Origin of the sequence: Burkholderia sp. MSHR3999 (genome assembly GCF_000833595.1) — a bacterium.
GTDB classification, from domain to species: Bacteria; Pseudomonadota; Gammaproteobacteria; order Burkholderiales; family Burkholderiaceae; genus Burkholderia; species Burkholderia ubonensis.
This window is the reverse complement of the sequence record NZ_JRFO01000001.1, coordinates 704,840-723,513: the sequence shown is the minus strand read 5'-3', so window position 1 is coordinate 723,513 and position 18,674 is coordinate 704,840. Positions and strand designations below refer to the sequence as shown.

The following is an 18,674-nucleotide window of genomic DNA, read 5'->3' as shown; positions in this document are numbered from 1 at the left end:
ACGGACGAAAAAAAAGCGCGACTGGAAAGTCGCGCCGACAAAGGTTTGGAGATCTTTTCCGTCAACGAAAAAGTCTGCTTCGGAAAGCAGAGATCGCAGTATAGCGACATAACATCCTTTCATTATCCATGCTCCGCACAAACCTCTATTGCCGAAGCGACAATAATGACGCTCGTGCAATAGACGTCGCCGGATAGCCGCCTGTCGCGGCCGCGCAACGCCCCGCTGCGCTCACGTGTCACACCGAGTTCTCGCGGCAATGCAGCAAACCCTTGATGGACAGGGCTTTCGAGCCACTCGCCCATCATTGCCAAATTCAAAATACAGTATTGCTTAAAGTGTCTCCCTCCCCGCTCGGAGCCGCTCCTTACACTGCAATTGAATTTTGAGACAAAGGGTATCAAGCCCGTCCGGCGCCAGCGCGCAAACCGCGCGCCACGCCGGGGCCAGCAACAGGTTCGCTTCCCATCATCCGGTTTGGAGACAAATCAATGAAAAAGACCCTGATTGTTGCAGCACTGTCTGGCGTGTTCGCGACCGCCGCGCACGCACAAAGCAGCGTCACGCTGTACGGCCTGATCGACGCCGGCATCACCTACACGAATAACCAGGGCGGCCACAGCGCCTGGCAGCAATCGACCGGCTCGGTCAACGGCAGTCGCTGGGGCCTGCGCGGCGCCGAGGATCTCGGCGGCGGCCTGAAAGCGATCTTCACGTTGGAAAACGGCTTCGGCATCAATAACGGCACGCTCAAGCAGAACGGCCGCGAATTCGGCCGTCAGGCGTTCGTCGGGCTCTCGCACAGCGTGTACGGTTCGGTCACGCTGGGCCGCCAGTACGACAGCGTCGTCGATTATCTCGGCCCGCTGTCGCTGACCGGCACGCAATATGGCGGCACCCAGTTCGCGCACCCGTTCGACAACGACAACCTGAACAACTCGTTCCGGATCAACAACGCGGTCAAATACCAGAGCGCGGACTACAACGGCCTGAAGTTCGGCGCGTTGTACGGATTCTCGAATTCGAGCAATTTCGCGAACAACCGCGCGTACAGCGTCGGCGCGTCGTACAGCTTCATGGGCTTCAACGTCGCGGCCGCGTACATGCAGTTGAACAACAACGTGAACGGACTGGCGCAGGCAGTCAGCGATCCCGGCGCAGTCACGGGCGACTGGACGTTCGCGGCCAGCCGTCAGCGCACTTGGGGCGCGGGCCTGAACTATTCGTTCGGCCCGGCAACGGCCGGCTTCGTGTTCACGCAGACGCGCCTGACCGACAGCGTCGCGATCAACGCCGTCCAATCGGGCGTGACGGGCGGCATCACGAGCCTGTCCGGCGGCACCCGCTTCAACAACTATGAAATCAACGGCCGCTATGCGCTGACGCCCGCACTGTCGCTCGCCGGCTCGTACACGTACACCGACGGGCGCATCGTCGGCCAGTCGCCGAAATGGCACCAATTCAACCTGCAGGCCGCCTACGCGTTGTCGAAGCGCACCGACGTCTATCTGCAGGGCGAATACCAGAAGGTCAATTCGGATGGCCTGCCGCTCCGCGCGAATATCAATGGGCTCGGCACGGCTTCATCGAACAACAAGCAGGTCGCGGTCACGGCCGGTCTGCGCCACCGCTTCTGAGGAGCGTCGCCGGACGCTTGCCACCGCAGGATGATGAAGCGCCCCAGCCGGGGCGCTTTTTTCGTTGCACGACAGCGCAGACGCGTTCAAGCCGTGCCCGGCTCCGGGTAGTGCACGTCGAGCACGTCGATCGGCTGCGGGCCGGCGGGCGTCATCAGCGTGACGGTGTCGCCGATCTTCGCCTTCAGCAGCGCGCGCGCGCGACGGGCGAGATCCAGCTCACGTGACCGTGGTCGAGATCGACCTCGTCGATGCCGACGATCGTGATCGTGTGTTCCTCGCCGTCCGGCGTCGCATAGTCGACGGTCGCACCGAAGAACACCTGGTCGGTGTTCTCCTGCCGGCTCGCGTCGACCACCTCGGCGATGTCGAGCCGCTTCGTGAGGAAACGGATGCGCCGATCGATCTCGCGCAACCGCCGCTTGCCGTAGATGTAGTCGCCGTTCTCGGAGCGGTCGCCGTTCGACGCCGCCCACGACACGAGCCGCACGACTTCGGGCCGCTCGGCGTCGATCAGGTTCAGCAGCTCGTCCCTGAGGCGCTTGTGCCCCGCGGGCGTGATGTAATTCTTCGAGCCTGCCGGGATCGCCGTCTGGGCCTGGTCGAGATCGTCGTCGTCGCCGTCCGACTCTTTGACAAACGCCTTGTTCATGATGCAATGTTCAAACGTGGATTGCGGATACTTCAAGGGTACACGATGGACCGGCCCGCAAGCCCATGTCCAACAATTTGCGAATAAGGCTTCCCTTTTTACGCGACCCTGCTATAATCCCTTTTCTGCGTGCGGCTGTAGCTCAGTTGGATAGAGTACTTGGCTACGAACCAAGGGGTCGTGGGTTCGAATCCTGCCAGCCGCGCCACCCAATTCAAGGGCCTTCCGCACCGAAGGCCCTGTCAGTTTGAAGTAGTACCGTTTTGCGTGCGGCTGTAGCTCAGTTGGATAGAGTACTTGGCTACGAACCAAGGGGTCGTGGGTTCGAATCCTGCCAGCCGCGCCATTTTTTTGGGGGCCTTCCCATCGTAGAAGGTTCCGACAGTTGAAGTAGTACCGCTTTGCGTGCGGCTGTAGCTCAGTTGGATAGAGTACTTGGCTACGAACCAAGGGGTCGTGGGTTCGAATCCTGCCAGCCGCGCCACTTCAGAAGGGCCTTCCTCCGGGAAGGCCCTTTTTCTTTGCTCCTTCCCTGCTTCGATCTCACCGCCGATTCGAATCCGGATCAAATCGCCGACGCACAAACAAGAACGGCGGCCCGAGGCCGCCGTCGCATTGCTTGCGTAAGCACCCGTGCGTCAGTAATCCTGCCGCTCGCGCTCGATCCGCATCCCGCCGTCGTGACGCGCATGCGCGCCGTCGTCGGTCGAACGCTCGCGCATGATCCGCATCACGTCCGGGTTGGTCCGCACGCGCCGCATCACGTTCGCAAGGTGGACGCGATCGCTGACCTGGATCACGAAGCGCAGCACCGTCGACTCATGCGTGAGGTCCTCGTCCATCGCGATGTGGACGATGTTCGCGTCAGCCGACGTGATGTCCGCCGCCACGCGCGCGAAGATCCCCTTCGTGTTCTTCACGAGCGCCTTTACCGCGACGTCGAAGAGGCGCCCCGGCTGCGGCGCCCATTCGACGTCGATCCAGCGGCCCGGATCGCGCCGGTGGATGCGTTGCGCGACGCGACAATCGGTCGTATGAATCGCCATCCCCAGACCGATGCCGATGTAGCCCATGATCGCATCGCCCGGAATCGGCCGGCAGCACGCGGACAACTGCACCGACATCCCTTCGGTGCCGGTGATCACGACCGGCGGCGCATGATGCGCGGCATGGCGCTCGGCCTTCGGCAGGTCGTCGTCCGCATCGCGGCCGCTCATCAGCACCTCGATGCGCTTGGCCATCACCGCGGCGACGCGGCGGCCGAGGCCGATGTCCGCGAAGATTTCCTGGCGGCTCTTGTTGCCCGTCCACTGCACGAGCTTTTCCCACACTTCCGGCGTGACGTCCGCGAGCGCGAGGCCGTAGCCCTTCAGGCTCTGGTCGACGAGCCGCTCGCCGAGCTGCACCGATTCGTTCAGGCGCATCGTCTTCAGGTAGTGACGGATCGCCGAACGCGCCTTGCCGGTGCGCACGAAGCCGAGCCATGCGGGGTTCGGCTTCGAATACGGCGCGGTGATCACCTCGACGATGTCGCCGCTCTTCAGCTCGGTGCGCAGCGGCAGCAGTTCGTTGTTGATCTTCACGGCGACGCACTGGTTGCCGAGATCGCTGTGGATCGAATACGCGAAGTCGAGCGCCGTCGCGCCGCGCGGCAGCGCCATGATCTTCGACTTCGGCGTGAACACGTAGACCGCATCCGGGAACAGGTCGATCTTCACGTGCTCGAGGAATTCGCTCGAATCGCCGGCCTCGCTCTGGATGTCGAGCAGCGACTTCAGCCATTGATGCGCGCGCTTCTGCACGTCGTTGAGATCCGCGCCGCCGTTCTTGTACAACCAGTGCGCGGCGACGCCCGCCTCGGCGATCTCGTGCATCTTGCGCGTGCGCACCTGGAACTCGATCGGCGCGCCGAACGGGCCGACGAGCGTCGTGTGCAGCGACTGGTAGCCGTTGATCTTCGGGATCGCGATGTAATCCTTGAACTTGCCCGGCACCGGCTTGTACAGCGCATGCAGCGCGCCGATGCACGTATAGCAGTCGAGCGGATTCTCGACGACGACGCGAAAGCCGTATACGTCGAGCACCTGCGAGAACGACAGCTGCTTGTCGCGCATCTTCCGGTAGATGCTGTAGATCGTCTTTTCGCGGCCGGTGATCTCGGCGTCGATCTTCGCGTCGACCATCGCACGCTGCGCGGCCTCGAGGATCTTGCTGATCACCTCGCGGCGATTGCCGCGCGCGGCCTTCACGGCCTTCTCGAGCGTCGCGTAGCGATGCGGGTTGAAGTTCGCGAAGCTCATGTCCTGCAGCTCGCGATAGGTATTGTTCAGACCAAGCCGGTGCGCGATCGGCGCGTAGATGTCGAGCGTTTCGCGCGCGACGCGGCGGCGCTTTTCCATCGGCACCGCGCCGAGCGTGCGCATGTTGTGCAGGCGGTCGGCGAGCTTGACGAGGATGACCCGCACGTCGCGCGCCATCGCGAGCAGCATCTTGCGGAAGTTTTCCGCCTGCGCTTCCTCGCGGCTGCGGAATTCCATCTTGTCGAGCTTGGACAGGCCGTCGACCAGCTCCGCGACCTTCGGCCCGAAGCGCTCGGCCAGCTCGCTCTTGGTCACGCCCTGGTCTTCCATCACGTCGTGCAGCAGCGCGGCCATGACCGCCTGCGCGTCGAGCTTCCAGCCGGCGCAGATTTCCGCGACGGCGACAGGATGGGTGATGTAGGGTTCGCCGCTCTGGCGATATTGACCGAGGTGGGCTTCGTCGCTGAAGTGGAACGCCGCCTTGACCTCTTTGATTTCTTCCGGCGCCAGGTACTCGGCAAGCGCGGCGGTCAGTTTCGCGATCGAAACGACGCCGTGCTTGCGAGGCTGCTCCGGTGTGGCGGTCGGCCCGAACAGATGCCGGAACGACTGTTCGAGGACCGCGTCGATGTACTGGCGCGCAGGCGATTGTGCCGTGACTTCGGTGGTCGGATCCGCGGAGGCGGACGATGGGGTGGTGCTCATATTCGCCTCCTCGGTCAGCAATCGTTGCGCGCGTGGACTACATGGCTGGAGTGAAGCGGTGCGCCTTAGACCGGCACCTTCTTCAGCATCTCGAGGCCGACCTGGCCGGCCGCGATCTCGCGCAGCGCGACGACCGTCGGCTTGTCGCGGCTTTCGATCTTCGGCGTATGGCCTTGCGCGAGCTGCCGCGCGCGATAGGTGGCGGCGAGCGCCAGTTCGAAGCGGTTCGGGATCTGCTTCAGGCAGTCTTCGACGGTAATGCGAGCCATGTTGGGTAATTCCTTCTGAATATAGTGCTTATTCTACCTTATGTCCCTCGACCCTCGCCGTCATTCCGCATGCGGCTGGTGGATGCCGAGCTCGATGAACAGCTCCGTATGTCGCGCGTACTGCGAAATGAAGCGCTGGCGCGTCGCGGCGACGATGCATTCGAGCTCGGCGAGCGCGCGATCGAAGTTCTCGTTGATCACGACGTACTCCGCTTCCGATGCGTGCGCCATCTCGCTGCCGGCCGCGAGGAGGCGACGCGTGATCACGTTCGGCTCGTCCTGGCCGCGCTTCTTCAGGCGCTCCTCGAGCGCGTCGAGCGACGGCGGCAGGATGAAGATGCCGACCGCGTTGCGGAACTGCTTCTTCACCTGCTGCGCGCCCTGCCAGTCGATTTCGAGCAGCACGTCGTGGCCGTTCTTCATCTGCTCCTCGATCCAGACGCGCGAGGTGCCGTAGTAGTTGCCGTGCACTTCCGCGCTCTCGAGGAATTCGTGCGCGGCGTGGCGCGCGCGGAAATCGTCGACGGTCGTGAAATGATAATGCTGGCCATCCTGCTCGCCCGGACGCGGCTTGCGCGTCGTATACGAGATCGACAGGCAGATATCCGTGTCCTTCGACAGCAGCGCGTTCACCAGCGTGGACTTGCCGGCGCCCGACGGCGCGACGACCATGAACAGGTTGCCGGGATAGATGCCGCCGTGCAGCGCATGCGCGGCGTGGCCGTCGTGGGTGGATTGGGTCATGTTGCGTTACTCCAGGTTTTGCACTTGCTCACGCATCTGCTCGATCAGCAGCTTGAGCGCCATCGACGCATCGGCCAGCTCCTTGGCCGCCGCTTTCGAGCCGAGCGTGTTCGCTTCGCGATTCAGTTCCTGCATCATGAAGTCGAGACGCTTGCCGACGCGGCCGCCCTTCTCGATCACGTGACGCGTTTCGTTCAGGTGCGCGGTGAGCCGCGACAGCTCCTCCGCGATGTCGATCCGGATGCCGTACATCGTCACTTCCTGACGGATGCGCTCCGCCGCTTCCTCGCGCGACACGATCGGCGCGCTGCCTTCCGGCGCCGCGATGCCGAGCGCTTCCTGCAGCCGCTCGACGATCTTCTGCTGATGCTTCGCGATCAGCTCCGGCACGAGCGGCGTGATGCGCGCGACGATCGCCTCCATCTCGGCGACGTTCGACAGCAGCATCGCCGCGAGCTGCGCGCCTTCGCGCGAACGCACGACGACCAGCTCGTTGATCGCTTCCTTGCCGCACGCGAGCACCGCGTCGCGGATCGCGTCGGCCGACACGCCGCTTTCGGCGATCACGCCGGGCCAGCGCAGGATCTCGCCCGCGCGCAGGCGGCCGACGCCCGGGAACGACTCGAGCACCGTGCGCTCGAGGTCCGCGAGCTGGCCGAGCGCCGCCTGGTTCAGCGCGCCCGCGCCGATACTCTGCTCGCCGCGCTGCAGGTTGATGCGCACGTCCACCTTGCCGCGCGACAGCTTGTTCATCAGCATCTCGCGCAGCGCGGGTTCGCACGCGCGCACGTCGTCGGGCATGCGGAAATTCAGGTCGAGGAAACGCGAGTTCACGGTACGCAATTCGACCGACACGCTGGTGCCGCCGTTGCCCGTCGCCGCTGCGAGTTCGCGTGTCGCGCTCGCGTAGCCCGTCATGCTGTAGATCATGGTTCGTCTCGCCGTCTGAATGCCCTCGCGGGCCGGGGATAAGTCGAGGCGCCCGGCGCATTCGCAAGCGCGGGGCGGGAAACGCGCATTATCCCATTTTTGCCGGCCACCCCGCCCGGCGCCGCCGCCGTTCGGCGCTAAAATCAGGGTTTCCTCCCTGCCATCTTTCCCTCATGACGCAATCCACTTCCCGGCCGAGCGGCCGCCGCGCCGACGAACTCCGCAAGGTCGCCCTCACGCGCCACTACACGAAGCACGCGGAAGGCTCCGTGCTGGTCGAATTCGGCGACACCAAGGTGATCTGCACGGCGAGCGTCGCCGAGCGCGTGCCCGAATTCCTGCGCGACCGCGGGCAAGGCTGGCTGACCGCCGAATACGGCATGCTGCCGCGCGCGACGCATACGCGCAGCGATCGCGAAGCGGCGCGCGGCAAGCAGACGGGCCGCACGCAGGAAATTCAGCGCCTGATCGGCCGCGCGCTGCGCGCGGTGTTCGACCTGGAGGCGCTCGGCCCGCGCACGATCCACATCGACTGCGACGTGATCCAGGCCGACGGCGGCACGCGCACTGCGAGCATCACCGGCGCGTTCGTCGCCGCGCACGATGCGGTGTCGAAGCTGATCGCCGCCGGCAAGCTCGCGCGCTCGCCGATCACCGACCACGTCGCCGCGATTTCGGTCGGCGTGTTCGAGGGCACCCCGGTGCTCGATCTCGATTACCCGGAAGATTCGCGCTGCGACACCGACATGAACGTCGTGATGACGGGCGCGGGCGGCTTCGTCGAAGTCCAGGGCACCGCGGAAGGCGTGCCGTTCTCGCGCGACGAGATGAACGCGCTGCTCGACCTGGCGCAAAGCGGGATCGGCCAGCTCGTGCGGCTGCAGAAGGACGCGCTGGGTGTGAGCCATGTCTGACGATCGCATCACGCCGCTGCTGTCGCGCATCGTGCTCGCGTCGAACAATGCGGGCAAGCTGCGCGAATTCACGGCGATGTTCTCGACCGTCGGCATCGAGGTGATTCCGCAGGGCGACCTCGCGGTGCCCGAAGCGGAAGAACCGTACCGCACGTTCATCGAGAACGCGCTGACGAAGGCGCGGCATGCCGCGCAGCTCACCGGGCTGCCGGCGATCGCCGACGATTCGGGGCTGTGCGTGCGCGCGCTGCGCGGCGCGCCGGGCGTCTATTCGGCGCGCTACGCGCAACGCGCGGGGCTCGAGAAAGGCGACGCGGCGAACAACGCGCATCTCGTCAACCAGCTGCGCGACGTCGCCGACCGCCGCGCGTACTACTGCTGCGTGCTCGCGCTCGTGCGTCATGCCGACGATCCGGAACCGCTGTTCACCGAAGGCCGCTGGCACGGCGAGATCGTCGACGCGCCGCGCGGCGCGCACGGATTCGGCTACGACCCGTATTTCTACCTGCCGTCGCTCGGCGCGACGGCGGCCGAGCTCGAGCCGCCGGTGAAGAACGCGCTCAGCCATCGCGCGCTCGCGCTCAAGGCGCTGCTCGCGCGGCTTGCGGAGGGAGAATGAACCGCCCCCACGCTCACATTCGTTCGCGGGGGGCGCCATGAGCCAGGCCGCGGACATCGGCGCGCGCGTCGTCGCGACCTTCACGTCGCCCGGGCAGGTGCGGCTGACGTCGCTGCCGCCGCTCGCGCTGTACGTGCATTTCCCGTGGTGCGTGCGCAAGTGCCCGTATTGCGATTTCAACTCGCACGAATGGAAAGGCGAGCGGTTTCCGGAGACCGAGTACCTCGACGCGCTGCGCGCCGATCTCGAGCACGCGCTGCCGCTCGTGTGGGGTCGGCAGGTGCATACCGTGTTCATCGGCGGCGGCACGCCGAGCCTGCTGTCCGCAGCCGGCCTCGACCGCCTGCTGTCCGACGTGCGCGCGCTGCTGCCGCTCGACGCGGATGCGGAAATCACGCTCGAGGCCAATCCCGGCACCTTCGAAGCCGCGAAGTTCGCGCAGTTCCGCGCGAGCGGCGTGAATCGCCTGTCGGTCGGCATCCAGAGCTTCAACGAGACGCACCTGAAGGCGCTCGGCCGCATCCACGACGCCGCGCAGGCGCGCGCGGCCGTCGAGGTCGCCGCGAACACGTTCGACAACTTCAATCTCGACCTGATGTTCGCGCTGCCGAACCAGACGCTCGACGAATGCCGCGCCGACATCGAGACCGCGCTGTCGTTCGCGCCGCCGCATCTGTCGCTGTATCACCTGACGCTCGAGCCGAACACGCTGTTCGCGAAGTTTCCGCCCGTGGTGCCCGACGACGACGCGTCCGCCGACATGCAGGAGTGGATTCATGCGCGCACGGCCGAGGCCGGCTACGAACGCTATGAAGTGTCCGCGTATGCGAAGCCGCATCACCAGTGCAAGCACAACCTGAACTACTGGCGCTTCGGCGACTATCTCGGGATCGGCGCGGGCGCGCACACGAAGCTGTCGTTCCCGAACCGCATCCTGCGGCAGGCGCGCTACAAGCATCCGGCGACCTTCATCGAGCATGCGCTGGCCGGCACGCCGGTGCAGGAGGAACGCGAAGTCGGCGCGCGCGACCTGCCGTTCGAGTTCATGCTGAACACGCTGCGGCTCGTCGAGGGCTTCGCGGTGCACAGCTTCGCCGAGCGCACGGGGCTGCCGATGAGCACGATCGAGCCGGCGCTCAAGGAAGCGGAACGGCGCGGGCTGATCGCGCGCGATTTCGCGCAGATCGCGCCGACACCGCTCGGCCAGCGGTTCCTCAACGACCTGCAGGAACTGTTCCTGCGCGACGATTGAGCATGACCGCGAAGCATGGGACCGGAGTAAGCACTGAAGTGCCAACTCCGGTCGACAGGGGCGGCATTTCGGTTACAATGCCGCCTCGTGGAAGCGTGGCCGAGCGGTTTAAGGCACTGGTCTTGAAAACCAGCGACGGGCAACTGTCCGTGAGTTCGAATCTCACCGCTTCCGCCAGCAAGGTTCGCCAAACCCCGTCCATTCCCTGAATGACGGGGTTTTTGTTTGCGCCGCCGCACGGCATGCGGCACGACGCGTGGCGGTATTCCCTGCCTGCCCCGTTGCGTCGCCATCGCCTAGAATTCGGATCAGAACGGCGACACGAACGCCGCCGCGCATTCGATGCCGCACGGGCTTACCCGCCCGCGCCGCACACGGAGACCGCCATGTCCGAACAGTCGACTCCGATCCGCCACGTCGATTACTACGAAGGCTTCGAGATCCACGTCGTGCCAACCTCGATGCCGGGCAACGACACGCGCTTCACCTACACCGGCTATGTCTGCCATCCGGGCGCGAATCCCGCGCTGCCCGGCCACGCCGTGCCGTTCCACGCGGACGGCGAGGAAAGCTACTCGACCGTTGACGAGGCCGTCCACGAAGCCGTGCATATCGGCAAGAGCATCGTCGACGGCACGCATCCGGACCTGTCGGTCCTGTCGCTCGTCACGCACGGGTATTGAGCGGGCCGGCACGCGTCGCCTGACGATCAGCCGACAGGCACGGCGCAGATGCGGCGCGCGTCATCAGCCGTCGCAACCACGCGCGCCGCGCGATATACGTTTGTCCCGATGTCGCGCGATGGATCGCGCGACTATCATTTGTCTATCGTGTTCCCCGGCGCCACGCCATGTTCGCCATCCCCCTGTCAGGCGTCGTCCGGTTGCGTGTTGCCGCCGCGGCCGCCGTCGCCATGCTCGCTGCCTGCACGATCACGCCGCCGCCCCCGCGCGCGGTCCTGACGATCCCGTCGGTCATACGCAGCGCCACACTCGCCCAGTACCGCACCGAAGTTGCCGAACACGTCGCCGAACGCAATCCGTCCGGCGTGTTGCGCGGCACGCCGCAGGCGATGCTGCGCTCGCTCGTCGTGCTCGCGTTCACGATCGATCGCAGCGGCCAGCTCGTGCACGCATCGGTGTACCGCAGCAACGGCGACAGCGAGGCCGAGTCGCTCGCGCTCGCGTCGCTGCGGCGTTCGGCGCCGCTGCCGCCGCCGCCCGCGAAACTGCTCGACGGCAACGGCCAGGTGGAACTGATGGAAAGCTGGCTCTTTAACGACAACGGCAAGTTCCAGCTGCAGAGCACCGCGTCGGCGCAGGCGCAAACGATCGACTGAAGCCGTGCGCGATTGCCGGCGCTCGGCAGCGCTGGCTATAATTTTCCGCATTCGCCGCGGCCATCACGCCGCACGCGAGCTCGCGCCTCACCCGGCAGGCGAGCCGATCACGGCGGCGACTATCCGTCTCCAGCGTCGACCGGCGGGCGACGATCCGCGCCGCGGCGCGCATCCAGCCGCCACCTTCTCCCGCTCGACGGTCCGGGCAGGCATCCGCCTGCGTGGCCGCGCGCATCACCGGGCGTTCATCAAGACCAAAAAACGGAGACATCCATGTCCGCATCCCCACCGGCCGTTGCGCACGCAACCAATGCGGCCGGCGCCGTCAGCCACAAGCGCATCGTGTTCGCGAGCTTCATCGGCACCGCGATCGAGTTCTACGATTTCTACGTGTACGCGACCGCCGCCGCGCTCGTGATCGGCCCGGTGTTCTTCCCGCACGGCTCCGCGACCGCGCAAGCGCTTTCCGCATTCGTCACGTTCGGCATCGCGTTCATCGCGCGGCCGATCGGCTCGTTCCTGTTCGGTCATTTCGGCGACCGCATCGGCCGCAAGTCGACGCTCGTCGCGTCGCTGCTCGTGATGGGCCTATCCACCACCGCGATCGGCCTCGTGCCCGGCTACGACGCGATCGGCACGCTCGCGCCGGTGCTGCTGTGCGTACTGCGCTTCGGCCAGGGCATCGGCCTCGGCGGCGAATGGGGCGGCGCCGCGCTGCTCGCGACCGAGCACGCGCCGCGAGGCAAGCGCGGCTGGTTCGGCATGTTCCCGCAGCTTGGGCCCTCGGTCGGCTTCCTGATGTCGAACGGGCTGTTCTTCGCGCTCGCGCTGTCGCTGTCCGACGCGCAGTTCCGCAGCTGGGGCTGGCGCATTCCGTTTCTCGTGAGCGCGGTGCTCGTCGCGCTCGGCCTGTACGTGCGGCTCAAGATCGCCGAGACGCCCGCGTTCCAGGCCGCGCTCGAGCGCAACGAACGCGTGCGCGTGCCGGTCGCGACGCTCGTCACGCAACACTGGCAGCCGACGCTGCTCGGCGCGCTGGCGATGGTCGTCTGCTACACGCTGTTCTACATCTCGACCGTGTTCTCGCTGTCGTACGGCGTCGCGACACTGCATATCCCGCGCCAGAGCTTCCTCGGCCTGCTCTGCCTCGCGGTCGTGTTCATGGGGCTCGCGACGCCGCTGTCGGCCTGGGCGTCGGATCGCTTCGGCCGCCGGCCGGTGCTGATCGCGGGCGCGATCGCCGCGCTGCTGTCGGGTTTCACGATGGCGCCGCTGCTCGGCAGCGGCTCGATGCCGCTCGTTGCGCTGTTCCTGACGCTCGAGCTGTTCCTGATGGGCGTGACGTTCGCGCCGATGGGCGCGCTGCTGCCGGAACTGTTCCCGACCAACGTCCGCTACACGGGCGCGGGCGTCGCGTACAACCTCGGCGGAATCCTCGGCGCGTCGATCGCGCCGTACATCGCGCAGCTGCTTGCCGCGCAAGGCGGCCTGTCGTGGGTCGGCGGCTATGTGTCCGTCGCGGCGGCGCTCAGCCTGATCGGCGTGCTGCTGATGCGCGAGACGCGCGACACGTCGCTCGTCTGACGCTGCGTGGCAACCCGGCTTGTGCCGCGGCCGGCGCCGCCTATACTCGATTGCGGGCGCGCCGCCTGCCGCGCCGCCATCGCCACGGAGCCGCCCCCATGAGCATCCGCCTCGCCAATGCCGACCTCGTCCTGATCCTGTCGCTCGCGCTGGGCGGCGCCTTGCTGCTCACGCTGCGCTTCCGCCCGAAAACCTGGCTCGGCATCGTGTTCGAGGCGCTCGTCGCGAATGCGGCGGCCATTGCCGCCGTGCTCGCGTTCGAGGCGCTGCTCGCCTGAGCGTGCACCGGCGCGCGGCCGCTCAGGCCGCCGCCTGCGCGTGCATCGGCACGCCGAAAGCCGGACCGACCGAATCGATTGCCTGCAGCGCGTCGTCGACCGACGGCGCGGCGCCCACCTTGCCGATCGACACGGCATGCGGCGCGCCGCCGATGCCGCAGTGCTCGGGCGACGTGGCCACGAAGATCATCACGGTCGGCCGCCGCAGCGCGTGCGCCATGTGGACGAAGCCCGTGTCGACGCCGACCACCAGTGCGGCCCGGCCAATCGCCGCGCCGAGCTGACGCACCGACATCGCGGGCAGCACGGTTGCCCCGGGCGCACGCGCGGCGATCTCCTGAGCGACCGCGTGCTCGGCCGGCGAGCCCCACGGCAGCAGCACGCGCATGCCGCGCGCCATCATCCGCGTCGCAAGCGCCGCCCAGCGCTCGATCGGCCATCGCTTGTCGTCGTTCGACGTGGCATGGAACATCAGCATGAACGGTCCGTCGTCGGTCACGGCGGCCGGCAGGCACGCGTCGTCGGGCGCGACGATCCCGTAATCGGCGGCGCCCTGCGGCGCATAGCCGAACGCCTCGCCCGCGCTCACGCGCATCCCGTGCCAGGCATCGCATGCGGGCCGCGGGCCGAAATGGTCCGAATACGCGAAGCGCGCGCCCGATTCGCCGAGATCCTGCGTCTGGTAGCCGACCCGGCGCGCGGCGCGCGCCAGCGCCGAGATGATCGCGCTCTTGTAGACGCCGTGCAGGTCGATGACCGCATCGTAACGGTGCGCGCGCAACGCGCTGATCGAGGCCCAGATCGCCTTCAGGTCGGCGCCGCCGCGCAGCTTCTTGAACCGCCGCAATGGCGCGCACAACACGTTGCTCACGCCGGAATGCCAGCGCACCACCTCCGCACACGATTCGTCGACGGCCCAGTCGACCGTCACGCCCGGAAACGCGCAATGAAGGTCGGCGACCACCGGCAAGGTCTGGACGACGTCGCCGAGCGACGTCACTTTCACGATGAGGATGCGGTTCACGTTTATGTTCGAAATGCGAGAGCGGGGAATTTAGGGATACTAGTGAAGCCCGGACGGCATGAGGGCTACAATTAACTTGCATTTGTAACAAAATGTATCTTTATTGTGACGGCTTGTTAAACACGTCACGGCGCGGGTTCCTTTTTTATAATCGGTCCTTTGCCAGCGGCCGCGCCGATGCAACATTCCCAGCCATTGTTTCCCGCCCTCACCCGCCGCACCCGGCGCCTGTGGCGCCAGTACGGCGTGTTCTGGCTTGGCGCGATCGCCGTCGGGCTGACTGCCGTGCTCTATGCGCGGCTGATCGATTGGGGCTACGACACCTTCCGCACGCTGCGGCAGCATGCGCCCTGGCTGCCGCTGCTGCTGACCCCTGCGATCGCAGCCGGCTCGGTCTGGCTGACCCGCCGCTTCTTCCGCGGCGCGGAAGGCAGCGGCATCCCGCAGGTGATCGCGACGCTGCACGCGCGCCCCGGCGCGTTCGGCGCGCGGCTGCTGACGCTGCGCATCCTGTTCGGCAAGATCCTGCTTTCGTTCTTCGCGATCCTCGGCGGCTTCACGATCGGCCGCGAAGGGCCGACCGTGCAGGTCGGCGCGGCGCTGATGTTCAACCTGCGGCGCTTCTATCCGCGCTCGACCGCGCAGATCGAGCGCCAGCTCGTGCTCGCGGGCGCGGCGGCCGGTCTGTCGGCCGCGTTCAACACGCCGCTCGCCGGCGTCGTGTTCGCGATCGAGGAGCTGACGCGCAGCTTCTCCGCGCGCGCGAGCGGCGTGCTGATCACCGCGATCATCATCGCCGGCGTGGTCGCGCTCGGGCTGAACGGCAACTACACGTATTTCGGCACGATCGACGCCGGCGCGCATTTCCCGAAGCTGCTCGCGGTCGCGGTGCTCGTCGCCGCGGTCGTGACCGGCGTCGCCGGCGGGCTGTTCTGCTGGCTGCTGCTCAATACCGGCCGCTGGCTGCCGGCGCGGCTGCTCGCGCTGTATCGCGAGCGGCCGATCGCGTTCGCCGCGCTGTGCGGCTTCGTGATCGCCGCGGTCGGTCTCGTGTCGGGCGGCACGACGTTCGGCAGCGGCTATGCGGAAGCGCGCGGCCTGCTCGACGGGCGCGAGCAATTGTCCGTGCTGTATCCGTTCCTGAAGATGGTGTCGATGATCGCGTCTTACCTGCCCGGCATCCCGGGCGGCATCTTCGCGCCGTCGCTGTCGATCGGCGCGGGTTTCGGCAACCTGCTGCACGTCGTGTTCGGCAACATGAGCCTGCCGGTGCTGATCGCGCTCGCGATGGTCGGCTACCTCGCGGCGGTCACGCAATCGCCGATCACGTCGTTCGTGATCGTGATGGAGATGATCAACGGCCATGCACTCGTCATTTCGCTGATGGCCACCGCGCTGATCTCGAGCCGCGTCTCGCGCTTGTTCGTGCCGCCGCTGTACGAGACGCTCGCGCAGCGCTATCTCGCACCGCCGGCCGCGGCTGCCACCGCCACGACGGCGCCGGCCCCGGCAACGTCCGGCGTCGTCGCGCCGCAGGACGCGGCCGCCGCACCTGCCGATCCGCTCGATACGCTGCGTGACGAGAATGGCGACGGGCTTGCCGGCGACGAAGCGACCGGCACCGGTCCGGCTGCCGTCGCGGCGAACCCCGCCGCGACGCAAGCCGGACCGCGCGACGCTCAGTAGATCACCACCGGCGCCGGCCGATAGTAGACGGGACGGGCCGGCACGACGACGCAGCCGGCGAGCGTGACGGCGACGAGCGCGATCACGAATACGGTTCTTTTCATCGCACGCCTCCGTTACGCCCAGTGCCCGCGCGTCCAGAACCAGTTCGGACCGCGCTGGTCCCAATGGCCCGGCACCCAGTGCATGCCGATGCGCTCGGTTTCCCAGTGGCCGCCGATCCATACGTATTGGCCATGATCCCAGCGCCAGTGGCCGCGCTCCCATACGTAGCCGACCCGCGCGGCCGGCACGACTTCATAGCGGACGGGCGGCGGCGCGTTCGGCGCGACGACGACGATCTCTTCCGCGCGCCCGGCGACCGGCTCGGCGATGACGACTTCGCCCGGCCGGGTGACGACCGGCGTGGCGACGAGAATTTCATCCGCGCGCGCGGCGAGCGGTGCGGCAACAGCGGACGCGCCCGCAGCCACGGCTGCGAATGCGAGAACGACGCGACGAATCGATGAGACAGCCATTACAACCTCCTGATTGAACAAGCAACGCGAGCGTATTCGTTCAATGCGGGAGCAGGGGTTACGGCCGACAGGCGCCGTATTACGGCGTGCCCGAAAGTGCAACAGGGCGTAAGACGCGCGCGGCGGGCAGGGGCCGCCGCGCGGAACGGGAACAACGCGGGTCAGGCTTGCGGAATCTCGATCTTCACTTCGAGCACCTCGAGATCGTCCTGACGCTCGAGGCTCACGCGGATGTCATCGTTCGAAATCTGCACGTACTTCGAGATCACGGCGACGAGTTCCTTCTGCAGTGCCGGCAGGTAGTCGGCCGGCGGCTTTCCGCCGACCCGCTCGTGCGCGATGATGAGCTGCAGGCGCTCCTTCGCGATCGACGCGGACTTCTTTTTCTCGCCGAGGAGAAACGACAGAATGGACATGGGCGGCCTCCGTTACTTGCTGCCGAAGAGGCGCTGCAGCAGGCCCGGCTTCTGGTATTCGGTGAAGCGCAGCGGCTTGTCCTCGCCGAGGAAGCGCCCAACGATGTCCTTGTACGCTTCGGCAACGTCGGTGCCGTCGAGGTGCACGGCCGGCAAGCCCTGGTTCGACGCGTGCAGCACCGCTTCCGACTCCGGCACCACGCCGATCAGCTTGATGCGCAGGATCTCGCTGATGTCCTCGAGCGACAGCATCTCGCCTTCGTTGACGCGCTTCGGGCTGTAGCGGGTGATCAGCAGGTGCTCCTTGATCGGATCCTTGCCTTCGGTCGCGCGCTTGGTCTTCGACGACAGGATGCCGAGAATGCGATCCGAGTCGCGCACCGACGACACTTCCGGGTTCGTGACGATCAGCGCTTCATCCGCGAAATACATCGCGTGCAGCGCACCGGCCTCGATGCCCGCCGGCGAATCGCAGATGATGTATTCGAAATCCATCGCGGCGAGGTCGTTCAGCACCTTCTCGACGCCGTCGCGCGTCAGCGCATCCTTGTCGCGGGTCTGCGACGCCGGCAGGATGAACAGGTTCTCGCACTTCTTGTCCTTGATCAGCGCCTGGTTCAGGTTCGCTTCGCCCTGGATCACGTTCACGAGGTCGTACACGACGCGACGCTCGCAGCCCATGATCAGATCGAGGTTGCGCAGGCCGACGTCGAAGTCGATCACGGCCGTCTTGTGGCCGCGCAGCGCGATGCCGGACGCGAAGCTCGCGCTCGTCGTCGTCTTGCCCACGCCGCCCTTGCCGGAAGTCACCACGATGATTTTTGCCATTTCCCCTATACCCTGTGTTCGTCAATGAGAGCCGATCGATCCGGCGTGCGCCGCGTGCTTCACGTCAGGCGCAGCGGTTCGATCATCAATTTTTCCTCTTCGAGCCGGATCTGCACCGCTTTGCCCAGCACGTCGGCAGGCAGCGGGTTCTCGGTGGTTCGATAGATACCCGCAATCGAAATCAGTTCCGGCTCCAGACACGTGCAGAAAATGCGCGCGTCGTGATTGCCGTGCACGCCCGCCAACGCGCGGCCGCGCAACGGCGCGTAAATGTGGATATTGCCTTCTGCAATGATCTCGGCGCCGTGACTGACCGGCGCGAGCACCACGAGGTCTCCTTTCGCGTAAACCTGCTGCCCCGAGCGCAACGGCCGATCGACCACGAGCGTCTGGCCGCCGGCCTGCGGCTGCACCGGCTCGGGCGCAGCGGCCGGAACGGCCGCCGCCTCGACGGCAGGCGCAGCGTCCGTGTCGCCCGCGCCCTTCGCCAACGGCACGCGACGGTCGCGCGCCTCGAGCAGCGGCAGGCCCGCCTCGCCGGCCCAGCTCTGCGACGCCAGCGCGACGACGCCCACCGGGCGCATCCGCACGTCGTTGAGCATCTGACGGATGTCACCCAGCGCCACGCGCTCGCCTTCCGCGAGACGACGGACGTCGATCACAACGACGTCGTCGGCAAAAAACTCGGGAGTCGCTTCGAAGCGCTTGACCAGCTCGGTGCGCAGCGCGTCGAGATCGGTCGTCTTTACGGTAAACAGCAACGTATCGACCGAACCGCTGCGCAGCTCGAAGAATGGCGATTTTTTAAGCGACATGGACACTCTGCAAAAAATTTTTGCGTATTTTACAGGCGTCCACGCGGCCAGCCATTATTTTTGGGCGTCGTGCAACAGGCGTCGCGCCGCTGGTGCCGGGAATCGGGCGTCGGGCCGCCGCGGCCCGGATGGGAGGGAAGGCGCGCCGATGCGCGCGAATTGCC

Annotated in this window: 18 protein-coding genes, 4 tRNA genes and 1 pseudogene; 13 read left to right on the top strand and 10 right to left on the bottom strand. The window is 66.4% G+C overall.

Features of this window, described 5'->3' with window-relative positions; all coding sequences use genetic code 11:
- The first annotated feature begins 491 nt into the window (after positions 1–491).
- Positions 492–1,637, top strand: a complete 1,146-nt coding sequence (locus tag KY49_RS03530) for a porin (RefSeq protein WP_042583383.1) — start codon at positions 492–494, stop codon at positions 1,635–1,637.
- An 86-nt stretch (positions 1,638–1,723) separates the two neighbouring features.
- Here the strand turns inward: KY49_RS03530 and greB are convergent.
- Positions 1,724–2,289, bottom strand: a pseudogene (gene greB, locus KY49_RS03525) (transcription elongation factor GreB).
- Between the two features lie 131 nt (positions 2,290–2,420).
- Between greB and KY49_RS03520 the strand changes: the two are divergent.
- The 3 genes from KY49_RS03520 (at position 2,421) to KY49_RS03510 (ending at position 2,773) form a co-directional block, all read left to right on the top strand.
- Positions 2,421–2,497: transfer RNA gene (locus tag KY49_RS03520), tRNA-Arg, on the top strand.
- A 61-nt stretch (positions 2,498–2,558) separates the two neighbouring features.
- A tRNA-Arg gene (locus KY49_RS03515) sits at positions 2,559–2,635 on the top strand.
- A 61-nt stretch (positions 2,636–2,696) separates the two neighbouring features.
- Positions 2,697–2,773 (top strand) — tRNA-Arg (locus tag KY49_RS03510).
- Between the two features lie 154 nt (positions 2,774–2,927).
- Here KY49_RS03510 and KY49_RS03505 read toward each other — a convergent pair.
- The 4 genes from KY49_RS03505 to KY49_RS03490 all read right to left on the bottom strand — a co-directional run bounded on the left by KY49_RS03505 (position 2,928) and on the right by KY49_RS03490 (position 7,237).
- Positions 2,928–5,294, bottom strand: coding sequence for a RelA/SpoT family protein (locus KY49_RS03505; protein ID WP_042584540.1), 2,367 nt, complete (start codon positions 5,292–5,294; stop codon positions 2,928–2,930).
- 65 nt (positions 5,295–5,359) lie between these two features.
- Complete coding sequence (gene rpoZ, locus KY49_RS03500) at positions 5,360–5,563, bottom strand: DNA-directed RNA polymerase subunit omega (protein WP_006400783.1); 204 nt, start codon at positions 5,561–5,563, stop codon at positions 5,360–5,362.
- Positions 5,564–5,623: 60 nt separating this feature from the next.
- A complete protein-coding gene (gene gmk, locus KY49_RS03495) occupies positions 5,624–6,307 on the bottom strand; it encodes a guanylate kinase (RefSeq protein WP_042583382.1) in 684 nt (227 codons plus the stop codon).
- 6 nt (positions 6,308–6,313) lie between these two features.
- A complete protein-coding gene (locus KY49_RS03490) occupies positions 6,314–7,237 on the bottom strand; it encodes a YicC/YloC family endoribonuclease (RefSeq protein WP_010091689.1) in 924 nt (307 codons plus the stop codon).
- Between the two features lie 173 nt (positions 7,238–7,410).
- Between KY49_RS03490 and rph the strand changes: the two genes are divergently transcribed.
- The 8 genes from rph (at position 7,411) to KY49_RS03450 (ending at position 13,223) form a co-directional block, all read left to right on the top strand.
- Entirely contained in the window at positions 7,411–8,151 is a 741-nt protein-coding gene (gene rph / locus KY49_RS03485) for a ribonuclease PH (RefSeq protein WP_042583381.1), read from the top strand.
- A complete protein-coding gene (rdgB, locus tag KY49_RS03480) occupies positions 8,144–8,770 on the top strand; it encodes an RdgB/HAM1 family non-canonical purine NTP pyrophosphatase (protein ID WP_042583380.1) in 627 nt (208 codons plus the stop codon). The genes rph and rdgB overlap by 8 nt, the downstream gene beginning before the upstream one ends.
- 37 nt (positions 8,771–8,807) lie before the next feature.
- Complete coding sequence (hemW, locus tag KY49_RS03475; protein ID WP_042583379.1) at positions 8,808–10,022, top strand: radical SAM family heme chaperone HemW; 1,215 nt, start codon at positions 8,808–8,810, stop codon at positions 10,020–10,022.
- 89 nt (positions 10,023–10,111) lie between these two features.
- Positions 10,112–10,199 (top strand) — tRNA-Ser (locus KY49_RS03470).
- A gap of 209 nt (positions 10,200–10,408) precedes the next feature.
- Positions 10,409–10,705: a hypothetical protein gene (locus KY49_RS03465; RefSeq protein ID WP_010091685.1), complete on the top strand. Its 297-nt coding sequence runs from the start codon at positions 10,409–10,411 to the stop codon at positions 10,703–10,705.
- A 167-nt stretch (positions 10,706–10,872) separates the two neighbouring features.
- On the top strand, positions 10,873–11,361 hold the full coding sequence (locus KY49_RS03460; protein ID WP_042583378.1) for a TonB family protein: 489 nt from the start codon (positions 10,873–10,875) through the stop codon (positions 11,359–11,361).
- A 273-nt stretch (positions 11,362–11,634) separates the two neighbouring features.
- Entirely contained in the window at positions 11,635–12,945 is a 1,311-nt protein-coding gene (locus KY49_RS03455; RefSeq protein WP_042583377.1) for an MFS transporter, read from the top strand.
- 98 nt (positions 12,946–13,043) lie between these two features.
- A complete protein-coding gene (locus KY49_RS03450; RefSeq protein WP_010091682.1) occupies positions 13,044–13,223 on the top strand; it encodes a hypothetical protein in 180 nt (59 codons plus the stop codon).
- Between the two features lie 22 nt (positions 13,224–13,245).
- Here KY49_RS03450 and waaC read toward each other — a convergent pair whose 3' ends face one another.
- Complete coding sequence (gene waaC / locus KY49_RS03445; protein WP_042583376.1) at positions 13,246–14,247, bottom strand: lipopolysaccharide heptosyltransferase I; 1,002 nt, start codon at positions 14,245–14,247, stop codon at positions 13,246–13,248.
- 177 nt (positions 14,248–14,424) lie between these two features.
- On the opposite strand from waaC, the gene KY49_RS03440 reads away from it, so the two are divergent.
- A complete protein-coding gene (locus KY49_RS03440; RefSeq protein ID WP_042583375.1) occupies positions 14,425–15,933 on the top strand; it encodes a chloride channel protein in 1,509 nt (502 codons plus the stop codon).
- A gap of 116 nt (positions 15,934–16,049) precedes the next feature.
- Here KY49_RS03440 and KY49_RS03430 read toward each other — a convergent pair whose 3' ends face one another.
- The 4 genes from KY49_RS03430 to minC form a co-directional block, all read right to left on the bottom strand.
- The gene (locus KY49_RS03430) at positions 16,050–16,451 is read right to left on the bottom strand and encodes a YXWGXW repeat-containing protein (protein ID WP_042583374.1); all 402 of its coding nucleotides are present in this window, start codon (positions 16,449–16,451) and stop codon (positions 16,050–16,052) included.
- Positions 16,452–16,612: 161 nt separating this feature from the next.
- Positions 16,613–16,867, bottom strand: a complete 255-nt coding sequence (gene minE / locus KY49_RS03425; protein WP_010091676.1) for a cell division topological specificity factor MinE — start codon at positions 16,865–16,867, stop codon at positions 16,613–16,615.
- A 12-nt stretch (positions 16,868–16,879) separates the two neighbouring features.
- Complete coding sequence (gene minD, locus KY49_RS03420; protein ID WP_010091675.1) at positions 16,880–17,695, bottom strand: septum site-determining protein MinD; 816 nt, start codon at positions 17,693–17,695, stop codon at positions 16,880–16,882.
- A gap of 59 nt (positions 17,696–17,754) precedes the next feature.
- Positions 17,755–18,510: a septum site-determining protein MinC gene (gene minC, locus KY49_RS03415; protein WP_042583373.1), complete on the bottom strand. Its 756-nt coding sequence runs from the start codon at positions 18,508–18,510 to the stop codon at positions 17,755–17,757.
- Between the last annotated feature and the right edge of the window lie 164 nt (positions 18,511–18,674).

Excerpts from the sequence above, each read along its gene's own strand:
- KY49_RS03530 (WP_042583383.1), top strand. The coding sequence starts at position 492 with ATGAAAAAGACCCTGATTGTTGCAGCACTGTCTGGCGTGTTCGCGACC.
- KY49_RS03505 (WP_042584540.1), bottom strand. The coding sequence starts at position 5,294 with ATGAGCACCACCCCATCGTCCGCCTCCGCGGATCCGACCACCGAAGTC.
- rpoZ (WP_006400783.1), bottom strand. The coding sequence starts at position 5,563 with ATGGCTCGCATTACCGTCGAAGACTGCCTGAAGCAGATCCCGAACCGC.
- gmk (WP_042583382.1), bottom strand. The coding sequence starts at position 6,307 with ATGACCCAATCCACCCACGACGGCCACGCCGCGCATGCGCTGCACGGC.
- KY49_RS03490 (WP_010091689.1), bottom strand. The coding sequence starts at position 7,237 with ATGATCTACAGCATGACGGGCTACGCGAGCGCGACACGCGAACTCGCA.
- rph (WP_042583381.1), top strand. The coding sequence starts at position 7,411 with ATGACGCAATCCACTTCCCGGCCGAGCGGCCGCCGCGCCGACGAACTC.
- rdgB (WP_042583380.1), top strand. The coding sequence starts at position 8,144 with ATGTCTGACGATCGCATCACGCCGCTGCTGTCGCGCATCGTGCTCGCG.
- hemW (WP_042583379.1), top strand. The coding sequence starts at position 8,808 with ATGAGCCAGGCCGCGGACATCGGCGCGCGCGTCGTCGCGACCTTCACG.
- KY49_RS03465 (WP_010091685.1), top strand. The coding sequence starts at position 10,409 with ATGTCCGAACAGTCGACTCCGATCCGCCACGTCGATTACTACGAAGGC.
- KY49_RS03460 (WP_042583378.1), top strand. The coding sequence starts at position 10,873 with ATGTTCGCCATCCCCCTGTCAGGCGTCGTCCGGTTGCGTGTTGCCGCC.
- KY49_RS03455 (WP_042583377.1), top strand. The coding sequence starts at position 11,635 with ATGTCCGCATCCCCACCGGCCGTTGCGCACGCAACCAATGCGGCCGGC.
- KY49_RS03450 (WP_010091682.1), top strand. The coding sequence starts at position 13,044 with ATGAGCATCCGCCTCGCCAATGCCGACCTCGTCCTGATCCTGTCGCTC.
- KY49_RS03440 (WP_042583375.1), top strand. The coding sequence starts at position 14,425 with ATGCAACATTCCCAGCCATTGTTTCCCGCCCTCACCCGCCGCACCCGG.
- KY49_RS03430 (WP_042583374.1), bottom strand. The coding sequence starts at position 16,451 with ATGGCTGTCTCATCGATTCGTCGCGTCGTTCTCGCATTCGCAGCCGTG.
- minE (WP_010091676.1), bottom strand. The coding sequence starts at position 16,867 with ATGTCCATTCTGTCGTTTCTCCTCGGCGAGAAAAAGAAGTCCGCGTCG.
- minD (WP_010091675.1), bottom strand. The coding sequence starts at position 17,695 with ATGGCAAAAATCATCGTGGTGACTTCCGGCAAGGGCGGCGTGGGCAAG.
- minC (WP_042583373.1), bottom strand. The coding sequence starts at position 18,510 with ATGTCGCTTAAAAAATCGCCATTCTTCGAGCTGCGCAGCGGTTCGGTC.